This window comes from Microbacterium lacus, assembly GCF_002812805.1.
Lineage (GTDB): Bacteria > Actinomycetota > Actinomycetes > Actinomycetales > Microbacteriaceae > Microbacterium > Microbacterium lacus_A.
This window is the reverse complement of sequence record NZ_NMUM01000022.1, coordinates 94163-111444: the sequence shown is the minus strand read 5'-3', so window position 1 is coordinate 111444 and position 17282 is coordinate 94163. Positions and strand designations below refer to the sequence as shown.

Annotated in this window: 17 protein-coding genes and 1 tRNA gene; 3 read left to right on the top strand and 15 right to left on the bottom strand. The window is 68.3% G+C overall.

Going from position 1 to position 17282, the window contains the following annotated elements; translation table 11 throughout:
- Window positions 1-39: 39 nt before the first annotated feature.
- The 6 genes from CGU34_RS06870 to CGU34_RS06845 form a co-directional block, all read right to left on the bottom strand.
- Entirely contained in the window at window positions 40-1602 is a 1563-nt protein-coding gene (locus CGU34_RS06870; RefSeq protein WP_198517714.1) for an FAD-dependent oxidoreductase, read from the bottom strand.
- A 66-nt stretch (window positions 1603-1668) separates the two neighbouring features.
- Window positions 1669-2568: an FAD:protein FMN transferase gene (locus CGU34_RS06865; protein ID WP_100813765.1), complete on the bottom strand. Its 900-nt coding sequence runs from the start codon at window positions 2566-2568 to the stop codon at window positions 1669-1671.
- Between the two features lie 20 nt (window positions 2569-2588).
- Complete coding sequence (locus CGU34_RS06860; RefSeq protein ID WP_100813675.1) at window positions 2589-3074, bottom strand: FMN-binding protein; 486 nt, start codon at window positions 3072-3074, stop codon at window positions 2589-2591.
- A 128-nt stretch (window positions 3075-3202) separates the two neighbouring features.
- Window positions 3203-4237 (bottom strand): ribose-phosphate diphosphokinase, encoded by a 1035-nt coding sequence (locus CGU34_RS06855; protein ID WP_036296519.1) that lies wholly within the window; start codon window positions 4235-4237, stop codon window positions 3203-3205.
- Entirely contained in the window at window positions 4212-5654 is a 1443-nt protein-coding gene (gene glmU, locus CGU34_RS06850) for a bifunctional UDP-N-acetylglucosamine diphosphorylase/glucosamine-1-phosphate N-acetyltransferase GlmU (RefSeq protein WP_100813674.1), read from the bottom strand. The genes CGU34_RS06855 and glmU overlap by 26 nt, the downstream gene beginning before the upstream one ends.
- A gap of 1 nt (window position 5655) precedes the next feature.
- A tRNA-Gln gene (locus CGU34_RS06845) sits at window positions 5656-5727 on the bottom strand.
- A 145-nt stretch (window positions 5728-5872) separates the two neighbouring features.
- Between CGU34_RS06845 and CGU34_RS06840 the strand changes: the two genes are divergently transcribed.
- Together CGU34_RS06840 and CGU34_RS06835 are read left to right on the top strand one after the other, a co-directional pair.
- The gene (locus tag CGU34_RS06840) at window positions 5873-6373 is read left to right on the top strand and encodes a MarR family winged helix-turn-helix transcriptional regulator (protein WP_036296521.1); all 501 of its coding nucleotides are present in this window, start codon (window positions 5873-5875) and stop codon (window positions 6371-6373) included.
- 70 nt (window positions 6374-6443) lie between these two features.
- On the top strand, window positions 6444-6950 hold the full coding sequence (locus tag CGU34_RS06835) for a hypothetical protein (protein ID WP_100813673.1): 507 nt from the start codon (window positions 6444-6446) through the stop codon (window positions 6948-6950).
- A gap of 45 nt (window positions 6951-6995) precedes the next feature.
- Here the strand turns inward: CGU34_RS06835 and CGU34_RS06830 are convergent, their stop codons facing one another.
- The 9 genes from CGU34_RS06830 to rsmA form a co-directional block, all read right to left on the bottom strand.
- Window positions 6996-8789 carry an ABC-F family ATP-binding cassette domain-containing protein gene (locus CGU34_RS06830; protein WP_100813672.1) on the bottom strand — a complete coding sequence of 598 codons (1794 nt, stop codon included), beginning with the start codon at window positions 8787-8789 and terminating at the stop codon, window positions 6996-6998.
- A 101-nt stretch (window positions 8790-8890) separates the two neighbouring features.
- Window positions 8891-9799, bottom strand: coding sequence for an ABC transporter substrate-binding protein (locus CGU34_RS06825; protein ID WP_100813671.1), 909 nt, complete (start codon window positions 9797-9799; stop codon window positions 8891-8893).
- A 77-nt stretch (window positions 9800-9876) separates the two neighbouring features.
- The gene (locus CGU34_RS06820) at window positions 9877-10629 is read right to left on the bottom strand and encodes an ABC transporter permease (protein ID WP_100813670.1); all 753 of its coding nucleotides are present in this window, start codon (window positions 10627-10629) and stop codon (window positions 9877-9879) included.
- On the bottom strand, window positions 10626-11327 hold the full coding sequence (locus tag CGU34_RS06815) for an ABC transporter permease (RefSeq protein WP_100813669.1): 702 nt from the start codon (window positions 11325-11327) through the stop codon (window positions 10626-10628). The genes CGU34_RS06820 and CGU34_RS06815 overlap by 4 nt, the downstream gene beginning before the upstream one ends.
- On the bottom strand, window positions 11324-12148 hold the full coding sequence (locus CGU34_RS06810; RefSeq protein ID WP_100813668.1) for an ABC transporter ATP-binding protein: 825 nt from the start codon (window positions 12146-12148) through the stop codon (window positions 11324-11326). Before CGU34_RS06810 ends, CGU34_RS06815 begins: the two co-directional genes overlap by 4 nt.
- Before the next feature lie 16 nt (window positions 12149-12164).
- Window positions 12165-12467 (bottom strand): DUF427 domain-containing protein, encoded by a 303-nt coding sequence (locus CGU34_RS06805; protein ID WP_100813667.1) that lies wholly within the window; start codon window positions 12465-12467, stop codon window positions 12165-12167.
- A gap of 262 nt (window positions 12468-12729) precedes the next feature.
- Window positions 12730-13674, bottom strand: coding sequence for a 4-(cytidine 5'-diphospho)-2-C-methyl-D-erythritol kinase (locus CGU34_RS06800; protein WP_269800291.1), 945 nt, complete (start codon window positions 13672-13674; stop codon window positions 12730-12732).
- On the bottom strand, window positions 13671-14735 hold the full coding sequence (locus CGU34_RS06795; protein ID WP_036296532.1) for an aldo/keto reductase: 1065 nt from the start codon (window positions 14733-14735) through the stop codon (window positions 13671-13673). Before CGU34_RS06795 ends, CGU34_RS06800 begins: the two co-directional genes overlap by 4 nt.
- Entirely contained in the window at window positions 14732-15619 is an 888-nt protein-coding gene (rsmA, locus tag CGU34_RS06790; protein WP_051513125.1) for a 16S rRNA (adenine(1518)-N(6)/adenine(1519)-N(6))-dimethyltransferase RsmA, read from the bottom strand. The genes CGU34_RS06795 and rsmA overlap by 4 nt, the downstream gene beginning before the upstream one ends.
- A gap of 156 nt (window positions 15620-15775) precedes the next feature.
- Between rsmA and CGU34_RS06785 the strand changes: the two genes are divergently transcribed.
- A complete protein-coding gene (locus tag CGU34_RS06785) occupies window positions 15776-17215 on the top strand; it encodes a sugar porter family MFS transporter (protein ID WP_100813763.1) in 1440 nt (479 codons plus the stop codon).
- Window positions 17216-17282 lie beyond the last annotated feature (67 nt).

Genomic DNA, 17282 nt, shown 5'->3' with positions numbered 1-17282 from the left:
CCCACCATGTCGACGAAACGACGAAGCGCGCGAGAAGGGTCAGTACCCGGCGAAGGCGTCCGTCGTGAGGGTTCGCGCCTGAGCCAGCGCCGGCGCGAGCTCGGCGATCAGCTTCGGCGGGCCCGAAACATAAGCGTGACGGGAGGAGAGGTCCGGCACAACCCTCGGCAGACCCTCGGCGTCGAGGCGAACACCCCGCGCCCACACCCAATTCGCCGGAAGATCACGCGGCTGATCGCGGGTGAAGACGATGACCTCGATACCGGATGCCTCGAGCTCATCACGAAACGCCAGTTCGGATGCCTCGGACGCGACGTAGATCAAGACCACATTGCGCTCGACTCCGCGCGCCCGGTCCTCACGCACCTGCGAGATGAAGGGCGTGATGCCGATCCCGGCCGCCACGAGCAGCACAGGCGCGTTCGGGTTGCTCGGCATCAAGAAGTCGCCCCAGACACCCGTCGCCGAGTAATCGACACCCGGCGAGGCGACCGCGAGCGCCTTCTTGAACGTGCTCTCCCCCGACCCGGACCCCGACCCCGCACCCGCACCCGGCTTGACCCGGTACGCGACGCGCACGGTCGGGGCGTCACTCGGGGCCGACACGATGCTGAATTCCCGCCGCGTGCCGCGGGCATCGGCCTTGGCGTGCGGAACATCGAGTTCCAGGTACTGACCGGCCACGAACCGCACCGGACGCCGCGCCTCGAACGTCAGCTCCCGCACGGACGGCGTGATCATGCGCGCATCGGCCAGGCGCAGCCGCACAGCGCGGTGGGCCACCCACACGAACGCGAGCAGATTGCCGATGAGCAGCGCGCGCTCCTGGCCGAGCGTGAAGTATCCGACCGAAATCGGCCAGCCCGCGAGCACACCGACGACGGCCGCAACGGTCATCTGCTGCCAGCGCCGGGGCGGCAAGGTCAGGGGTTCCGACAGCATGAAGGCACCCAGGAAGAGGAAGGGCGACGACCACAGCGCGAACGACAGCGTCTGTCCTGCGTCGAACTCGAAACCCGCGGCCTGGGACTGCACGGCAACACGCAGCACGTACACCCCGACGGCGATCACGAAGAACGTCGCGACGATGCGCAGCCGCTCGGTGCGCACCAGCACGAACAATCCGAGAATCAGCACGGGCGCGGCGAGAACGGGCGAACCCACCCACCAGGCCGATGCGCCGAGTCCCGAGATCGTGAGCACGGCGGCACCCACGGCGGCCGGATTGAGGATGTGCCGACCCCGCCACGCGATCACGTACTTGGAGACGACCGCCGCGACACCGGCGAAGGCTATCCCGAGAAGCTCCAGCGGAACGACGGTCGGGCGCAGGATGAAGACCATGATCGCGGCGGTGATGAGCGACGACTCGTGCCGGATCGGCATCTTGAGCAGCCGCTGCACGAGCGCGTTCGCGCCGACGCACACGGCGAAGATCACCACGATCGTCACCACGAGTTCGAGCGGTCCCGGCACCACGAGCCCGAAGAACGACAGCACGAGGGCCACCAGCGTCAGGATGCCGAGCGCCATTAACACGAGACGGTACATCGACAGGCGTCCGAGGTACCCGCGGATGCGCGCCCAGCCACCCACCAGCATTGCGATCACGAGCTTCTCCTCAGTCCGTCAGTCCGTCGACGCTGCCAAGCCACCCGGCACGCGACCTCACGCCACGCTAGCGGTCCGCGTGAAGAGCTCCGCGGAGCATCCGCGCGACCACTCCACCCGCCCATTGGTCAGCATCCGTACCCATTCAGCACCCCACCGGTGAGCGAGTTCGTCACCGCCGTCGAAGAAGAGCGCTGTCGCCAGGGCATCCGCGCGCATCGCCGTGTCGGCCACGACCCAGGTCGCCGCGACGGTGCGCACCGGCACACCGGTGCGCGCATCGAGCACGTGATGCAGCCCATCGCCCCACGCCCGCCGGTTCGCGGCTGAGGCGCAGAGAGCAGCATCCGTGACCTCCCACACGCCGATCGCGCGCTTCGCATCGAACGGATGCTCCAGCCCGATGCGTTGCGTCGTGCCGGTGACGAGCAGGTCTCCGCTCGCGTCGACCACCGCCCGGCCGTCGGTCCAGGGCTCGAGCGCGCGCGCCACGACATCGACCAGACGGCCCTTGCCGAGCGCGCCCACGTCGATCATCGCGGGCTCGGCGAGCGCGAGGCGTTCGTCGCGCCACCGCACTCGCGTCGGCCAGTTCGAGGGTGCCGCAAGCGGGTCCCCTGCCCGAAGCGAATAGGCGGCGTCGTAACCCAAGCGATCAAGCGAGGCGCCCACGAGCGGATTCACCGCCCCGGATGTCGCGAGCGACACCTCTTCGAACGCGTCGAGCATCGCCGCAGCATCCGGCGGCACCGGAACGGGCCCACCCCCGCGCGCGAGCAGCGAGACGAGCGAGTCCGGGCGAAAGCGCGACCATGCGGAATCGAATGCTCCGATGACACGATCCGCCGCCGCACGCGCGTCGCCCGGCAGTTCGTCGACCGTGTCGATGCGCCAATGCGTGCCGATCGCATCGAACTCCCACGTCTCCGCGAGCGGCACCGCGGCGCCGGGCGGCATGCTCGACGACGGGGCCACGGTCAGGCCGCCGCTTCGTCCTTGATCGCGTCGATCGCGTCGTTGAAGCCGCCGCTCGTGAGCGATGACCCGGCGACCCGATCGACCGAGATGTCGTCGATGTTCTGACCCACGACCTCGTCGTCGATTCCGCCGATGAACTCGGACTGGTACCGCTCGGATTCGGATGCCTGCGGGTCGCCCGAGACCTCGACCGCGGTGATGATGTCGTCCGCGAGCGTGATCGTGACCTCGATCTTCTCGACCGATTCGGGGGTCTGATATGAGCCCGTCGCCGTGTAGGTGCCGTCGACGTATGCGGCGCCCGAGGCGTCGGTCCCCGTCGAGGTGTCGGTCGACGACTCGGTGGACGATGAGGCCTCGGTGCTCGCGGCATCCGTCGTGTCGGCTGCGGCAGTGCTGCATCCGGCGAGCGTCAACGTTCCGGCGACACCGATCAGTGCGGCGCTGATACGAAGCGGGCGAGGGGCGAAGGTGTCGCGGATCATCAGGGGCTCCTTCGGGGATGGGCCGGCGTTCTGTGCCGGTGATCCCGAGCGTAGAGCGCCGTTTCTCCGATCCTCCTTGAGGATCCTATGAAGAATCTTTGAGCGTGAATCAGTCCCGAGCGAGTAGCTCAGGCCGCGCCGTCGAACATGCTCGTGACAGAGCCGTCCTCGAAGACCTCGTGGATGGCGCGGGCCAGCATCGGCGCGATCGGGAGGATCGTCAGGCCCGGGAAGCGACGGCTCTCGGACAGCGGGATCGTGTCGGTGACGACGACCTCGTCGATCGAGACGTCCTGCAGGCGCTCGGATGCCGGATCGCTGAAGACCGCGTGGGTCGCGGCGACGATGACGCGCTCGGCGCCCGCGGCCTTGAGCGCCTGGGCGGCCTTCACGATCGTGCCACCGGTGTCGATCATGTCGTCGACGATCAGGCAGACGCGTCCCTCGACATCACCGACGATCTCGTGCACCGTGACCTTGTTGGCGACCTTCGGGTCGCGACGCTTGTGGATGATCGCCAGCGGCGCACCCAGGCTGTCCGACCAGGTGTCGGCAACGCGGACGCGGCCCATGTCGGGAGAGACGACCGTCAGCTTGGAGCGGTCGGCCTGCGAGAGCGTCCGCTGGAAGTACTCCAGCAGGACGGGCTTGGCGAAGAGGTGGTCGACGGGTCCGTCGAAGAAGCCCTGGATCTGCGCGGCGTGCAGGTCGACGCTCATGACGCGGTCGGCTCCGGCGGTGCGCAACAGGTCGGCGACGAGGCGCGCACTGATGGGCTCGCGTCCCCGGCCCTTCTTGTCCTGACGGGAGTAGGGGTAGTACGGAGCGACGACGGTGATGCGCTTCGCGGATGCACGCTTCAGGGCATCGAGCATGATGAGCAGCTCCATGAGCCACTCGTTGACCGGGTGACCGAACGACTGGATGACGAAGACATCGCACCCGCGGATCGAGACCTCGAAGCGGGTGTAGATCTCGCCACTCGCGAAGGTACGGTGCTCGGTCGGTGCCAGCTGGATGCCCAGCGCTTCGGCTACCTCGTCGGCGAGAGCGGGAGCGGAGCGTCCCGAGACGACGACCAGCCGCTTCTTCGTCTTGGCGACGAGTCCGGGCGCGATGTCCAGGTCTCGATCGAGGTCAACCGTCTTCTTCTTGCGAGCCATTGGGGGCCTTCTCTGCGGCCTGAGCCGCTGCAGTGCCAGGTCGGTTGCGTGCGACCCAGCCCTCGACGTTGCGTTGCGAGGCCACGGTGAGTGCGAGCGCGCCCGGCGGAACATCCTTCCGCACGACCGTACCGGCACCGGTATAGGCCCCATCACCGATCCTAACCGGCGCGACGAACACGTTGTGCGCCCCGGTGCGGACGTGGTCGCCCACCTCGGTGCGGTGCTTCTCGACCCCGTCGTAGTTCGCGATGATCGTGCCGGCGCCGACGTTCGCGCCCACCCCGACCTCGGCATCACCGAGGTACGACAGGTGCGGAACCTTGCTGCCGTTCCCGATACGCGCGTTCTTCGTCTCCACGAAGGTGCCGATCTTGCCACGCGAGCCGAGGTACGTCCCGGGACGCAGGTACGCGAACGGTCCGACCGTCGCGCGGGCGCCGATCACCGCGAGCGTCGCATCGGTGCGCGTGACCGTGGCGTCCTCGCCCACCTCGCAGTCGACGAGGCTCGTGTCGGGGCCGACGATGGCGCCCTCCGCGATGCTCGTGGCACGCAGGATGTGGGTGTTCGGCAGCACCGTCACGTCGGGCGCGAGCGACGCGGTCACATCGATCCACGTCGTCGCGGGGTCCTGCACGGTGACGCCCTCGAGCTGCCAGCGGCGAACCGTGCGGGCATTGAGCTCGGCCGCCGCCGCCGCCAGCTGTACGCGGTCGTTGATGCCGAGCGCGGCGGTCGGGTCGGGCGCGAGCGTCGCGCCGATCGTCATGCCTGCGGTGTGGAACAGTGCGACAACATCCGTCAGGTACCGCTCGCCCTGCGCATTGTCGTCACCGAGGGCACCGATCTCGCGCCGGAGCGGCGCCGACTGGAAGATGTAGACCCCGGCGTTGATCTCCGCGATCGCACGCTCCTCGGGCGAGGCATCCCGCTGCTCGACGATGCCGACGACACCGCCGTCGCCCGAGCGAATGACGCGCCCATACCCGGTCGGGTCATCGACGCGCGCACTCAGCAGGGTGACCGCAGCCTCCGCCGCGCGGTGCCCGGCGACCAGTTCCGCAAGGGTCTCCCCGTCGAGCAAGGGCACGTCCGCGCTCAGGATCAGGATGTCTCCGCCGAACTCCGTCAGCTGCTCGAGCGCGACCTGCACGGCGCGACCGGTGCCCGGGATCTCGTCCTGATCGACGACGACCGCCTCGGGTGCGACATCCTGCACCGCGTCCGCGATCAGATCACGTTCGTGACGCACGACCACGAGCAGCCGATCGGGGTCGAGCGTCCCTGCCGTGTCGAGCACGTGTTGCAGGAGAGACCTGCCGCCGATCCGGTGCAGAACCTTCGGCGTTCGCGACCTCATCCGTGTGCCCTGACCCGCGGCGAGGACGACGATGGCGAGATTCTGATCAGTCATGCTCCGCCGCCAGGATTCGAACCTAGACCTAACAGCTCCAAAGGCTGTCGTGCTGCCGTTACACCACGGCGGACCGCGGCCACCACGGGCCGCCCCTCAAGTCTGCCAGAGCGGGGCGTGACGCACTCCCGCTCGCGGCCCCTCTCCTCGATGTCCCGACTTTTCACCCCATGGCGCCGCTTGGGGTGAAAAGTCGGGACATCCGCGATGATGGGGGGATGCCACGCGAGAGCGACGAAGTCGACCGGATCGTCGCCGCGTGGACCGCGCAGCGTCCGGACCTCGATTTCTCGCCGCTCGAGGTGCTCTCCCGCGTCGATCGACTTTCGCGACACCTCGACCGCGCACGCCGTGCCGCGTTCGGGCGCAGCGAGCTCGTCTCGTGGGAGTGGGATGTGTTGTCCGCGCTGCGCCGCGCGGGCGAGCCGTTCCAGCTCAGCCCGAAGCAGCTCCTGCAGCAGACACTCGTTTCGAGCGGCACCATGACCAACCGCATCGACCGGCTCGTCGGGCGCCGACTCGTGCGGCGCGAGGCAGACCCGGGCGATGGGCGAAGCATCCTGGTGACCCTCACCGACGAGGGCCGGACGCGCGTCGACGCCGCAATCACGCGCCTGGTCGATGCCGAATCGCACCTGCTCTCTGAACTTTCGCGCTCCGACCGCGAGAGACTCGCGGGGTTGCTGCGCAAGCTCAGCCTGGGTTTCGACGCCGAATGAACGACTCCGGCGTTGCCAACGAACATCGCCAACGAACACTGCCCACGAACAGCACCGACGAGAGGGTGACATGACGAACGCGACCGATTCGAGCCCGGCCGGCTTTCGCGGCTGGCTGCGCCGGGTCTTCGGCGGCCCCTCGGCCGTCTACGGCCTGATCCTTTACTCGGCACTCATCGCCGGTGTCTCCGACGAATCAACCGACAGCCTCGAGGTGCTGATCGTTTCGTTCATCTCGCTGATCATCTTCTTCATCGCGCACGTGTTCGCCCACACCTTGAGCGACCACGGCGACCACGGCTTCTGGAACGCGCTCGAGGGCGGGGTGCGGGAATCCGCGGGGATGCTGTACGCCGCGATCCCGTCGACGCTGGTCTTGATCGCCGGGGCGACGACGCATATGGATGCGGATGACTCGGTGAGCCTCGCTCTGCTCGTCGCCACCCTCGTGCTCGGCGTGCTCGGCTACTCGGCCTATGCGCGCCGCGGCGCCGGGCGCTTCGTACGGATCGTCGGCGCCATCGGCACGGCCGTCCTCGGCTTCGCGATCATGATCCTGAACTACGCCGTCCACTGACGCGCCACACCGTACGCGGCGCAGGTGCGGGAGCTGGCGACCCGACTACTCGAGCTGTTCCGACAGCTCGAGCCAACGCTCCTCGAGACTGACGTTCTCGCTCTCGAGCTGCCCGATCGCCGCCATCTTCGCGCCGAGGCCGACGAAGTCCGCCTGATCGTGGTCGGCGAGGGCCGTGCGTTTCGCCGTGATCTCGGCATCGACCTTCGCGATCCGACGCTCGATCGAGGCCAGTTCCTTTTGCGCCGTGCGCAAGTCGCCCCCGCTGAGTCCCGCGGCCTTGGCACCGACGGCGGCGGACGTCTGGCTTCCGCCGGCCTTCTGCTGCTCGCGGCGACGACGCAGGTACTCCTCGACACCGCCCGGCAGGTGGCGCAGACGCGTGTCGAGGATCGCGTACTGCTGATCCGTGACGCGCTCGAGGAAGTACCGGTCGTGGCTCACGACGATGAGCGTGCCGGCCCACGAGTCGAGCAGGTCTTCGATCGCCGCGAGCATGTCGGTGTCGAGGTCGTTCGTGGGTTCGTCGAGGATCAACACGTTCGGCTGGTCGAGCAGGATGAGCAGCAGCTGCAGGCGGCGCTTCTGTCCACCCGAGAGGTCCTTCACCGGCGTCGAGAGCTGCTCGGATGCGAAGCCCATGCGCTCGAGCAGTTGACCCGGTGTGAGGTCCTGCGCCTTGGACCCCGTGCCGATCGTGTAGCTGGTGCGCAGGCCCGAGATCACGACCCGGACGGGATCACCGAGGTGGGGCTCGAGCGAGTCCATCTGCTGGGTGAGGGTCGCGACCTTCACGGTCTTCCCGCGCTTCACCCGACCGGTGGTCGGCTCGAGAGTCCCGGCGACGAGGCCGAGCAGCGTCGACTTGCCGGCGCCGTTCACCCCGAGGATTCCGGTGCGCTCGCCAGGCGCGATGCGCCATTCGACGTCGTTCAGCACCGGCACGCCGTCGTAAGAGACGGATACATCGAGCAGGTCGACGACGTCCTTGCCGAGCCGCGTCACCGCGAGCGACTGCAACGAGACCCGGTCGCGGATCTCAGGCACGTCGGCGATGAGTTCGTTGGCGGCGTCGATGCGGAACTTGGGCTTGGTGGAGCGCGCGGGCGCCCCACGGCGCAGCCACGCGAGCTCTTTGCGCGCGAGGTTCTGCCGGCGCGCCTCGATCGTCGCCGCCTGCCTGTCTCGCTCGACCCGCTGCAGGATGTATGCGGCGTAACCGCCCTCGAAGGGGTCGACGATGCGGTCGTGGACCTCCCAGGTGGTGTTGCAGACCTCGTCCAGGAACCACCGGTCGTGTGTCACGACGAGCAGCCCGCCGGAGTTCGCGGACCACCGGCGCTTCAGGTGCTCGGCGAGCCAGGCGATGGCCTCGACATCCAAATGGTTCGTGGGTTCGTCCAGGGCCAGGATGTCCCAGTCCCCCGCCAGCAGGCGCGCGAGCGCAACCCGGCGGCGCTGACCACCCGAGAGAGTGCCGAGCTTCGCCGCCCAGGGCAGGTCGCCGAGCAACCCCGTGACCACATCGCGGACAAGCGGATCGCCCGCCCACTCGTGCTCGGGGGTGTCGCCGATGACGGCGCCCCCGATGGTGTCGCCGTCGTCGAGGGTCTCGCCCTGGTCGAGCACACCGATCCGCACACCACCGCGCACGGTCACGCGTCCGCCGTCGGGCTCGAGGCGGCCGGCGAGCATTGCGAGCAGGCTCGACTTGCCGTCGCCGTTCCGGCCGACGATGCCGATGCGGTCGCCCTCGTTGACGCCGAGCGAGACGGAGTCGAAGACGACTTTGGTGGGAAATTCGAGGTGCAGGGCCTCAGCCCCGAGAAGATGAGCCATATCGGATCTAGGCTACGCGGGTCTGTGGGGCCGTCGTTTCGTCTCGCTGCGCTCGCTCAACGACCGGGGCCACCGGGCGCTTCGCGAGGAGACGTCAGGACTCAGACGAGACCGTTCTCCTCGAGGAAGGCGGCCGCGATGTCGTCCGGGGACATCTCGTCTTCCGTGCTCTGGACGTTCAGCGCGACCAGGGCGTCGGCGGTGAGCGCGGCGCTCACGGCGTTGATGACGTCGGCGATCTCGTCGGCGACGTCGGCGTTCACGACCGGGATGACGTTCGACGCGAGGAACAGACCCTCGGGGTCTTCGAGAACGACGAGGTCCTGCGTCTGGATGCGCGGGTCGGCGGTGAAGACGTTCGCGACGTTGACGGTGCCGGCGACCAGGTTCTCGACCGTGGTGTCACCCGTGGGTGAGAACGTCACCTCGACGCCATAGGTGTCGGCGAGGCCGGTCGGACCGTACGGACGCTCGGCGAGCTCCGGCGGGCCGCCCAACGTCAGAGGCACGGTCACGTTCGCCAGGTCGGCGATCGTGGTCAGTCCGTTCTCGTCGGCGAACGCCGCGGTCACGGTGTACGAGTCCTGGTCGCTCGCCTCGGCCTGGTCGAGCACCGCGAGGTTCTCGGGCAGCGCGTCCTGGAGGGCGGCGTAGACGTCCTCCGGGGTGCGGGCCTCTGTGTCTTCGTCGAAGTACTGCAGCAGGTTGCCGCTGTACTCGGGGAAGAGGGTGATGGCCCCCGACTCGATCTCCGGCATGTAGGCGTCACGCTGACCGATGTTGAACTGGCGCTCGACATCGAACCCGGCGCCTTCGAGAGCCTGGGCATAGATCTCGGCGATGATCTCGTTCGAGTAGTACGCCTGCGAGCCGATGACGATCGTGTCGCTCGACACCTCGCCAGCGGCGGATTCCTCTTCGAGCGGGTTGCTGGAGGAGCAACCCGCGAGCACGAGCGCCGCTATCGCCGCGAGCGCGCCGATGGCAAACCTCTTTTTCGCTGTGTTCATGGTGCTGTTCTTCTCTCTGTGGGTGGGACGGTGATGGAACGGTGCGGGTCTGGGGGCCGGGTATTCAGGCGGGACGTTCAGGCGGGTGACGCTTGGACGGATGGCCGACGTGCTGCACGATCGCGGCGCTTGCCGCGCGCCGGGCCCGCGCCGCCGCTGCGTCCGGCGAGCACGCCGCGCGGGACCACCATCCGCTCGGCGATCGCGAACAACGCGTCGAGCACCAACGCGAGGGCGGCGACGAGGATCGCCCCGGCGAGCACCTGGTCGAAGCGATTCAGGTTGATGCCCTGGATGATGTACAGTCCGAGCCCGCCCAGGCCGACGTAGGCGGCGATCGTCACCGTTGCGACGATCTGCAGGGTTGCGGCGCGCAGGCCCGACACGAGCAGTGGCAGACCCAGCGGGACCTCGATGCGCCAGAGGATCTGCCACTCGGTCATGCCCATCGCCCGGCCGGCGTCGATCACACGACGATCGATCGCCTCGAAGCCGGCGTAGGCGCCCGCAAGGATCGAGGGGATGCCGAGCAGTACGAACGTGATCACGGCGGCGGCCTGCGTCTGCAGGACACCCATGAGCAGCACCAGCAGTACGAGCAGGCCGAAGGACGGGATCGCGCGCGCCGCACCCGAGATCGCGACGGCGATTTCGCGGCCCTTACCCGTGTGGCCGATCGCCCAGCCGACGGGGATGGCGATGACCGCCGCGACCAGGACCGCCAAGAACGTGAAGCCCAGGTGCTGGGCGATGGCGACCGGAATGCCGAGCGGCCCCGACCACCGTTCGGGGTTCATGAGCCACGCCAGGGTCTCGGCGAAGAGGTTCATGCGGCGGCCCCCACCGGTGCGGTCGCCCTCTGGGCACGCCGGGCGCTGCGCGTGTCGCGGCGGCTGGGTTTGCGCGCCCACGGCATGAGTGCCCGGCCCGCGAGAACCAAGAGGTAGTCGAGGATCAGGGCGATGACGACGACCGCGACGACGCCCGCGAGCACCTCGGGGATGATGCGCCGCTGCAGCCCGTTGGTGAAGAGGTAGCCGAGATTGTCGACGCCGATCAGGATGCCGACGGTGGCGAGCGAGATCGTGCTGACCACCGTCACGCGAAGCCCCGCCAGAATGACGGGCCCGGCGAGCGGGAACTCGACGGCCCAGAATCGGCGGAACGACCCGTATCCCAGCGCCGTGGACGCCTGGCGGATGGCCGGGTCGACCGACTGCAGACCGTCCGACACGGAACGGACCATGATCGCGACGGCATAGATCGTCAGGGCGATGATCAGGTTCGTCGGGCTGATCGCGCTGTAGCCGAACAGTGCGGGCAACAGCATGAGCAGCGCAAGCGAGGGGATCGTGTACAGCAGGCCCGTCACCGTGATGAGGCCGCTCCGCAGCAGGCGGTAGCGGAAGGCGACCCACCCGAGCGGCACCGACAGCACGAATCCGATCACGATCGCGATGACACTCTGCTGCAGGTGCAACAGGGTCTTCTCGCCGATCAGGTCGAGATTGTCGAGCACCCAGTTCACGTGGGCACCTGATTCACGAGCGCGCCCTGCGCGCGGCCCTCGGCGTCGATCACCACCGTGCCGTGCGGGGTTTCGCGCAGGCTCAGCGCGCGCTTGCCCTTGTCGGCGCCGATGAAGCTCGCGACGAAGTCGTTCGCGGGGTTCTCGATGATCTCGTCGGGGCTGCCGACCTGGGCGACGCTCGCGCCCTTCTGCAGCAGCACGACCTGATCGCCGAGCAGAAAGGCCTCATCGATGTCGTGCGTGACGAAGATGATCGTCTTGCCGAGTCCCTCTTGCAGGCGGATGAGCTCGTTCTGCAGCTCGGCACGCACGATGGGATCGACGGCGCCGAAGGGCTCGTCCATCAGCAAGACGTTCGGGTCGGCAGCGAGTCCACGTGCGACACCGACCCGCTGCTGCTGACCCCCCGAGAGCTGTGCCGGGTAGCGGCTTGCGAGCGAGGCATCCAGTCCCACCGTGTCCATCAGTTCACGCGCTCGCTCGCGGGCATCGCGGCGCGGCGTGCCCTGCAGCACGGGCACGGTGGCGATGTTGTCGATGACCGTGATGTGCGGGAGAAGGCCCGAATTCTGCATGACGTAGCCGATGCTGCGGCGCAGTTCAACGGCGTTGCGCGACCGGATGTCTTCGCCGTCGATCTCGATCGTTCCGGCCGTGGGGTCGACCATGCGGTTGACCATCCGCAGCAGCGTCGTCTTGCCGCAGCCGGACGACCCGACCAGAACGGTCGTCTTGTGCGCGGGAATGATGAGTGAGAAATCATCGACGGCAGCGGTGCCGTCCGGATACTCCTTGGAGACCGAGCGGAACTCGATCATCGCCGGGGCTCAGCCGTCACGGGACGACCGAGACATCCTTCCCGAAGGCGACGTGGCCGGCGAAGTCGCGGCCGACGCGCTCGACGGCGCCGTCGTACAGATCGGGGTAGCTCCACGCCACGTCCTCGATGAGTCCGTCGTCCGTCTGCAGGTGCCAGTACTGTGCCGCACCCTTCCACGGGCACGTGTAGGGAGTGGGGCTCTGGACGAGCAGCCCTTCGGTCAGGCTCGACTGGGGGAAGTACCAGTTGCCTTCGATCCGGACCAGGTCCTCTTCGGGTGCTTCTGCGACCACCAGGTCGCCTACGACTGCGCGCATCGTTCCTCCTCGGAGAGCGGTGCGTCCGAGCCTAGCGGCCCTCGCCGACACGGGGGCCAGGCTTGCGAAACCCCTCCTGAACCGGCTACGGGAGGAGAGGGGCGAGCGTCAGGCGACGTCACGCTCCGCCTCCCACCGCCGAGATCGCTCGTAGCTCGCGAGCCCGCCGGGTGGCCACCGCAACCATCCGGGGGACTCGACGAAAAGCGGCGATCTCGGCGACCGACGCGATGCGCCACGGGCTGGGCGAGCGGCGCTGGTGTCAGGGCATGACGCGGGCGCCGGGCACGGGCCCGTGCGCGCTGAACGCGACGTGGCCAGACGCCGACATGGCAACGCGCACGTCGAGGGCCGCCTCGGCGTCGGCGCAGAGGAACGCCGTGGTCGGGCCCGAGCCCGAGACGATGCCGGCGAGCGCTCCCGCGCGCTCCCCCTCCTCGATGCGCGCCACGAGATCCGGGCGCAGGTTCTGCGCGGCGACCTGTAGATCGTTTCGCAGTGAAGCCGCGAGCCGGATGGGATCCCCCGCGCGCAGCGCGTGCAGGACATCCGGATCGACGACCGGTTGACGGGCCGCCGGCGCGATGTCGGTCTGGGCTCGCTCGCGATGCGCATCGAGTTCGGCGTAGACCTGCGGGGTCGACAGGCCCCCATCATCCGTCACGAAAACCCACTCGAACCGACCGCGAGCCAGAGCGGGGCTCAGCTCGTCGCCGCGCCCCGTACCGACGGCCGTGCCACCTTGCAGCGCGAAGGGAACGTCGGCCCCCAGCCGCGCGGCCAGGCCCTGCAACTGCGTGGTCGTCAGGCGTGTGTCCCAGAGCGCGTCGCACGCGACGAGGGCCGCGGCCGCGTCCGCCGAGCCACCACCCATGCCACCCGCCACGGGCACACCCTTGCGGATCTCGAGGTGCACACCACCCTCGTAGCCCGTCTTGCCCGCGAGCAACCGCGCGGCGCGAACCGCGAGATTCCGATCGTCGAGCGGGACGCCGGAGGTGTCGACGGGGCCGTGCACCGAGACGGAGAAATCATCGGATGCGGTGGCCCACACATCCTCGTACAGCGACACCGCTTGGAAGGCCGTCGCCAACTCGTGGTACCCGTCGTCCATGACCCGGCCGACCTCGAGAAAGACGTTCACCTTGCCCGGCGCGCGCACGTGCACGCGCGCCGCGTCGGGCAGCAGGGGGCCGGCGGTGCTCACAGGTCAGACGACTCCGCCCAGAGGTTGACGTCCAGAGAGTCCGACAGCGCGTCGATCTGCTCGAGTTCTTCGGTGTCGAACGCGGGTCCCGACAGCGCCGCGATGTTCTCGTCGAGCTGCTCCGTGCGGGATGCCCCGATGAGCGCCGACGAAACTACTCCGTCGCGCAGCACCCACTGCAGCGCGAGCTGCGCGAGGGTCTGACCGCGTTCCTTGGCGATGACGTCGAGGCCCCGCAGCTTCGCGACGGCGCTATCCGAGAGCCGTCCGCTCGGGAGCGACCCACGCTTTTGCGCACGCTCGGCCGATCCGTCGCCGAGGTACTTCGAGGTGAGCAGGCCCTGGGCCAGCGGCGTGAACGCGATGGCACCCATGCCCTCCTGCCGGAGCACTCCCGTCAGGCCGTCCTCGATCCAGCGGTTCAGGATCGAGTACGAGGGCTGGTGGATGACGAGCGGTGTCCCGAGCGAGCGGGCCACAGCGGCGGCTTCCGCCGTGCGTTCCGCGCTGTATGACGAGATCCCGACGTAGAGGGCCTTGCCCTGGCGCACGAGGGTGTCGAGCGCGCCCACGGTTTCCTCGATGGGCGTGACGGCATCCGCGCGGTGCGAATAGAAGATGTCGACGTAGTCGAGACCCATCCGTGTGAGCGACTCCTCGGCGGACGCGATCAGATACTTGCGCGAACCGTGATTACCGTACGGGCCGGGCCACATGTCGTAGCCCGCCTTCGACGAGATGATGAGCTCGTTGCGGTACGGCGCGAGGTCTTCCCGCATCATCCGTCCGAAGTTCGTCTCGGCGGTGCCGTATGGGGGACCGTAGTTGTTGGCCAGGTCGAAGTGCGTGATGCCGCGGTCGAACGCTCCGCGCAGCAGCGAGCGCTGGTTGTCGAACGGGATGTTGTCGCCGAAGTTCCACCACAGGCCGAGAGAGATCGGCGGAAGGTAGAGGCCCGAGGTGCCGACCTGGCGGTAGTCGGTGCCGCTGTAGCGGTCTTCCGCTGCCGCGTAGGGGCGGTGGAGTTCGTATGCGGGGGGAAACCTGACGCTGTCGCTCATCCGTCCAGGCTAGCGATGCCGACGGATCCCGGCGCCCCCTTGCGCAAAGCCGCGGCGATGCGCTCGAACTCGTCGATGCCGAGCTCTTCGCCTCGTGCTGTGGGTGCGACGCCCGCCGCCGTGAGGATCGCCGAGGCATCCGCGGCGCTTCCCCCGAGAACCGCGGCGAGCGCCTGACGGAGCATCTTGCGTCGCTGTTGGAAGGCGGCATCGACAATGGCGAACACGGCGCGTCGGTCGTCGCCGCTCCCCCGCGGCTGCGCATCGCGCTCGAAGGCGACCAGCACCGAGTCGACGTTCGGCACGGGCCAGAACACCTGCCGCGAGACCATTCCGGCGAGCCGCCATCTTCCGTACCAGGCTGCCTTGACGCTCGGCGCACCGTAGATCTTCGACCCGGGGGGCGCCGCGAGCCGCTCCCCCACTTCCGACTGCACCATCACGACGCCACGCTCGAGATCCGGAAAGTGCTCGAGCAGGTGCAGCAGCACGGGCACCGAGACGTTGTACGGCAGATTCGCGATCAGTACGCGCGGGTCGCCCGGGAGCTCGGTCACCCGAAGCGCGTCTGCATCGACGACCGTGAGCGCGCCATCGGCGACCCCGTGTGCCGTCGCCGTTTCGGGCAGGCGGGCCGCGAGCCGATGATCGATCTCGACGGCGGTGACGGATGCTCCGGCCTCCAGGATCGCAAGAGTCAGGGACCCGAGCCCGGGCCCGACCTCGACGACCCGGTCGCGCTCGGTGACGCGGGCAATCTGCACGATCCGGCGCACGGTGTTGGCGTCGACGACGAAGTTCTGACCGAGCTTCTTGGTGGGCGTCACGTCGAGCTCGGCCGCGAGTCGGCGAATCTCGGATGCGCCGAGGAGTGTCACCGACATGCGCCCAGCCTAGGCCGTGGCCCCCCGCGGATCGTCACATGATGTTCACATCGGGGCGGTCCGTGCTCGCCCGGGAGGTGATGCGTCCCGCCCTCCACCGTCCGGGGTAATGTGTCCGTCGTGAGCACCGGAGCCATCCCCACGCAAGCGTTCTCGATGAAGAGCCCCTTCGGGAGACGGGCGGTGGGGCTCTCCATAGCGGCGGCGGTCGGCGGATTCCTCTTCGGCTTCGATTCGTCGGTCATCAACGGCGCTGTCGCGTCCATCGAGAATCAGTTCGGCCTCAACGCGGTCGTCACGGGATTCGTCGTCGCGATCGCGCTCCTCGGCTGCGCCTTGGGCGCGGTGCTCGCCGGAGTCCTCAGCGACCGGTGGGGTCGCCTGCGGGTCATGATGATCGGCGCCGTGCTGTTCTTCGTCAGCGCCATCGGTTCCGGACTCGCCTTCAGCGCGGTCGACCTCACGATCTGGCGCTTCATCGGGGGCCTCGGCATCGGAATCGCCTCCGTCGTTGCGCCGGCCTACATCGCCGAGGTCGCGCCACGACAGATCCGCGGCACGCTCGGCTCGCTCCAGCAGTTGGCGATCACCCTCGGAATCTTCGGCGCCCTGCTCTCCAACGCCGTTCTCGCGGGCGTTGCCGGTGGCGCCTCGTCACAACTGTGGTTCGGTCTTGAGGCGTGGCGGTGGATGCTGCTCGTCGAGGCCGTTCCCGCGCTCGTTTATGGCGTGCTGGCGTTCACGATGCCCGAATCGCCCCGCTTCCTCATCGCGAAGGGACGCTACGACGAGGCCCGCGCGGTTTACGCACGTCTCGTCCCCGAGGCCGACCTCGAGCAGACGATGCGCGAGCTCGACCAGAAGATCCAACAAGACAAGAAGTCTCGGGGCGTCTCGCTCCGAGGCAAGGCGCTGGGGCTTCAGCCGATCGTCTGGACCGGCATCATCCTGTCGGTGTTCCAGCAGTTCGTCGGCATCAACGTGATCTTCTACTACTCGACGACACTGTGGTTGGCCGTGGGCTTCACCGAGCAGAATTCGCTGCTGATCGGCGTGATCACCTCTGTCACCAACGTGGCGGTGACGATCGTGGCGATCGTGCTGGTCGACCGCGTCGGTCGCAAGCCGATCCTGCTGACCGGGTCGGTGATGATGGCGGTCTCGCTCGGCACCATGGCCCTCGCGTTCGCCTTCGCCGAGACGGTCGATGGAGAGGTATCGCTTCCCGGCGCGTGGGGGCCGATTGCTCTGGTCGCCGCGAACCTCTTCGTGATCGGGTTCGGTGCTTCGTGGGGCCCGCTCGTGTGGGTGCTGCTCGGTGAGATTTTCCCGAGCCGCATTCGCGGCAAGGCGCTCGGAGTCGCGGCGGGTGCGCAGTGGATCGCGAACTTCCTCATCACGGTGAGCTTCCCGGCGATGTCCGGATGGTCGCTGCCGATCACGTACCTGATGTACGCGGTGTTTGCGGCCCTGTCGTTCTTCTACGTGCTGCTGCGCATCCCCGAAACCAAGGGCATGGAGCTCGAACAGACCGAGACCCTCTTCACCGCGGCGGCCGACGACCGCGCGGCCGCGAAGGCCGCCCGCGCCCGCTGAGGGGAGTACCGCCCCGCTCCGCTGTCACACATCGACCCTCCGCCGGGTCGGATAGGTCGATCTGCGA

Bases quoted from the DNA above. Each gene is read 5' to 3' on its own strand.
- CGU34_RS06870 (WP_198517714.1), bottom strand. From the start codon at position 1,602: ATGCTGGTGGGTGGCTGGGCGCGCATCCGCGGGTACCTCGGACGCCTG.
- CGU34_RS06865 (WP_100813765.1), bottom strand. From the start codon at position 2,568: ATGCCGCCCGGCGCCGCGGTGCCGCTCGCGGAGACGTGGGAGTTCGAT.
- CGU34_RS06860 (WP_100813675.1), bottom strand. From the start codon at position 3,074: ATGATCCGCGACACCTTCGCCCCTCGCCCGCTTCGTATCAGCGCCGCA.
- CGU34_RS06855 (WP_036296519.1), bottom strand. From the start codon at position 4,237: ATGGCTCGCAAGAAGAAGACGGTTGACCTCGATCGAGACCTGGACATC.
- glmU (WP_100813674.1), bottom strand. From the start codon at position 5,654: ATGACTGATCAGAATCTCGCCATCGTCGTCCTCGCCGCGGGTCAGGGC.
- CGU34_RS06840 (WP_036296521.1), top strand. From the start codon at position 5,873: ATGCCACGCGAGAGCGACGAAGTCGACCGGATCGTCGCCGCGTGGACC.
- CGU34_RS06835 (WP_100813673.1), top strand. From the start codon at position 6,444: ATGACGAACGCGACCGATTCGAGCCCGGCCGGCTTTCGCGGCTGGCTG.
- CGU34_RS06830 (WP_100813672.1), bottom strand. From the start codon at position 8,789: ATGGCTCATCTTCTCGGGGCTGAGGCCCTGCACCTCGAATTTCCCACC.
- CGU34_RS06825 (WP_100813671.1), bottom strand. From the start codon at position 9,799: ATGAACACAGCGAAAAAGAGGTTTGCCATCGGCGCGCTCGCGGCGATA.
- CGU34_RS06820 (WP_100813670.1), bottom strand. From the start codon at position 10,629: ATGAACCTCTTCGCCGAGACCCTGGCGTGGCTCATGAACCCCGAACGG.
- CGU34_RS06810 (WP_100813668.1), bottom strand. From the start codon at position 12,148: ATGATCGAGTTCCGCTCGGTCTCCAAGGAGTATCCGGACGGCACCGCT.
- CGU34_RS06805 (WP_100813667.1), bottom strand. From the start codon at position 12,467: ATGCGCGCAGTCGTAGGCGACCTGGTGGTCGCAGAAGCACCCGAAGAG.
- CGU34_RS06795 (WP_036296532.1), bottom strand. From the start codon at position 14,735: ATGAGCGACAGCGTCAGGTTTCCCCCCGCATACGAACTCCACCGCCCC.
- rsmA (WP_051513125.1), bottom strand. From the start codon at position 15,619: ATGTCGGTGACACTCCTCGGCGCATCCGAGATTCGCCGACTCGCGGCC.
- CGU34_RS06785 (WP_100813763.1), top strand. From the start codon at position 15,776: ATGAAGAGCCCCTTCGGGAGACGGGCGGTGGGGCTCTCCATAGCGGCG.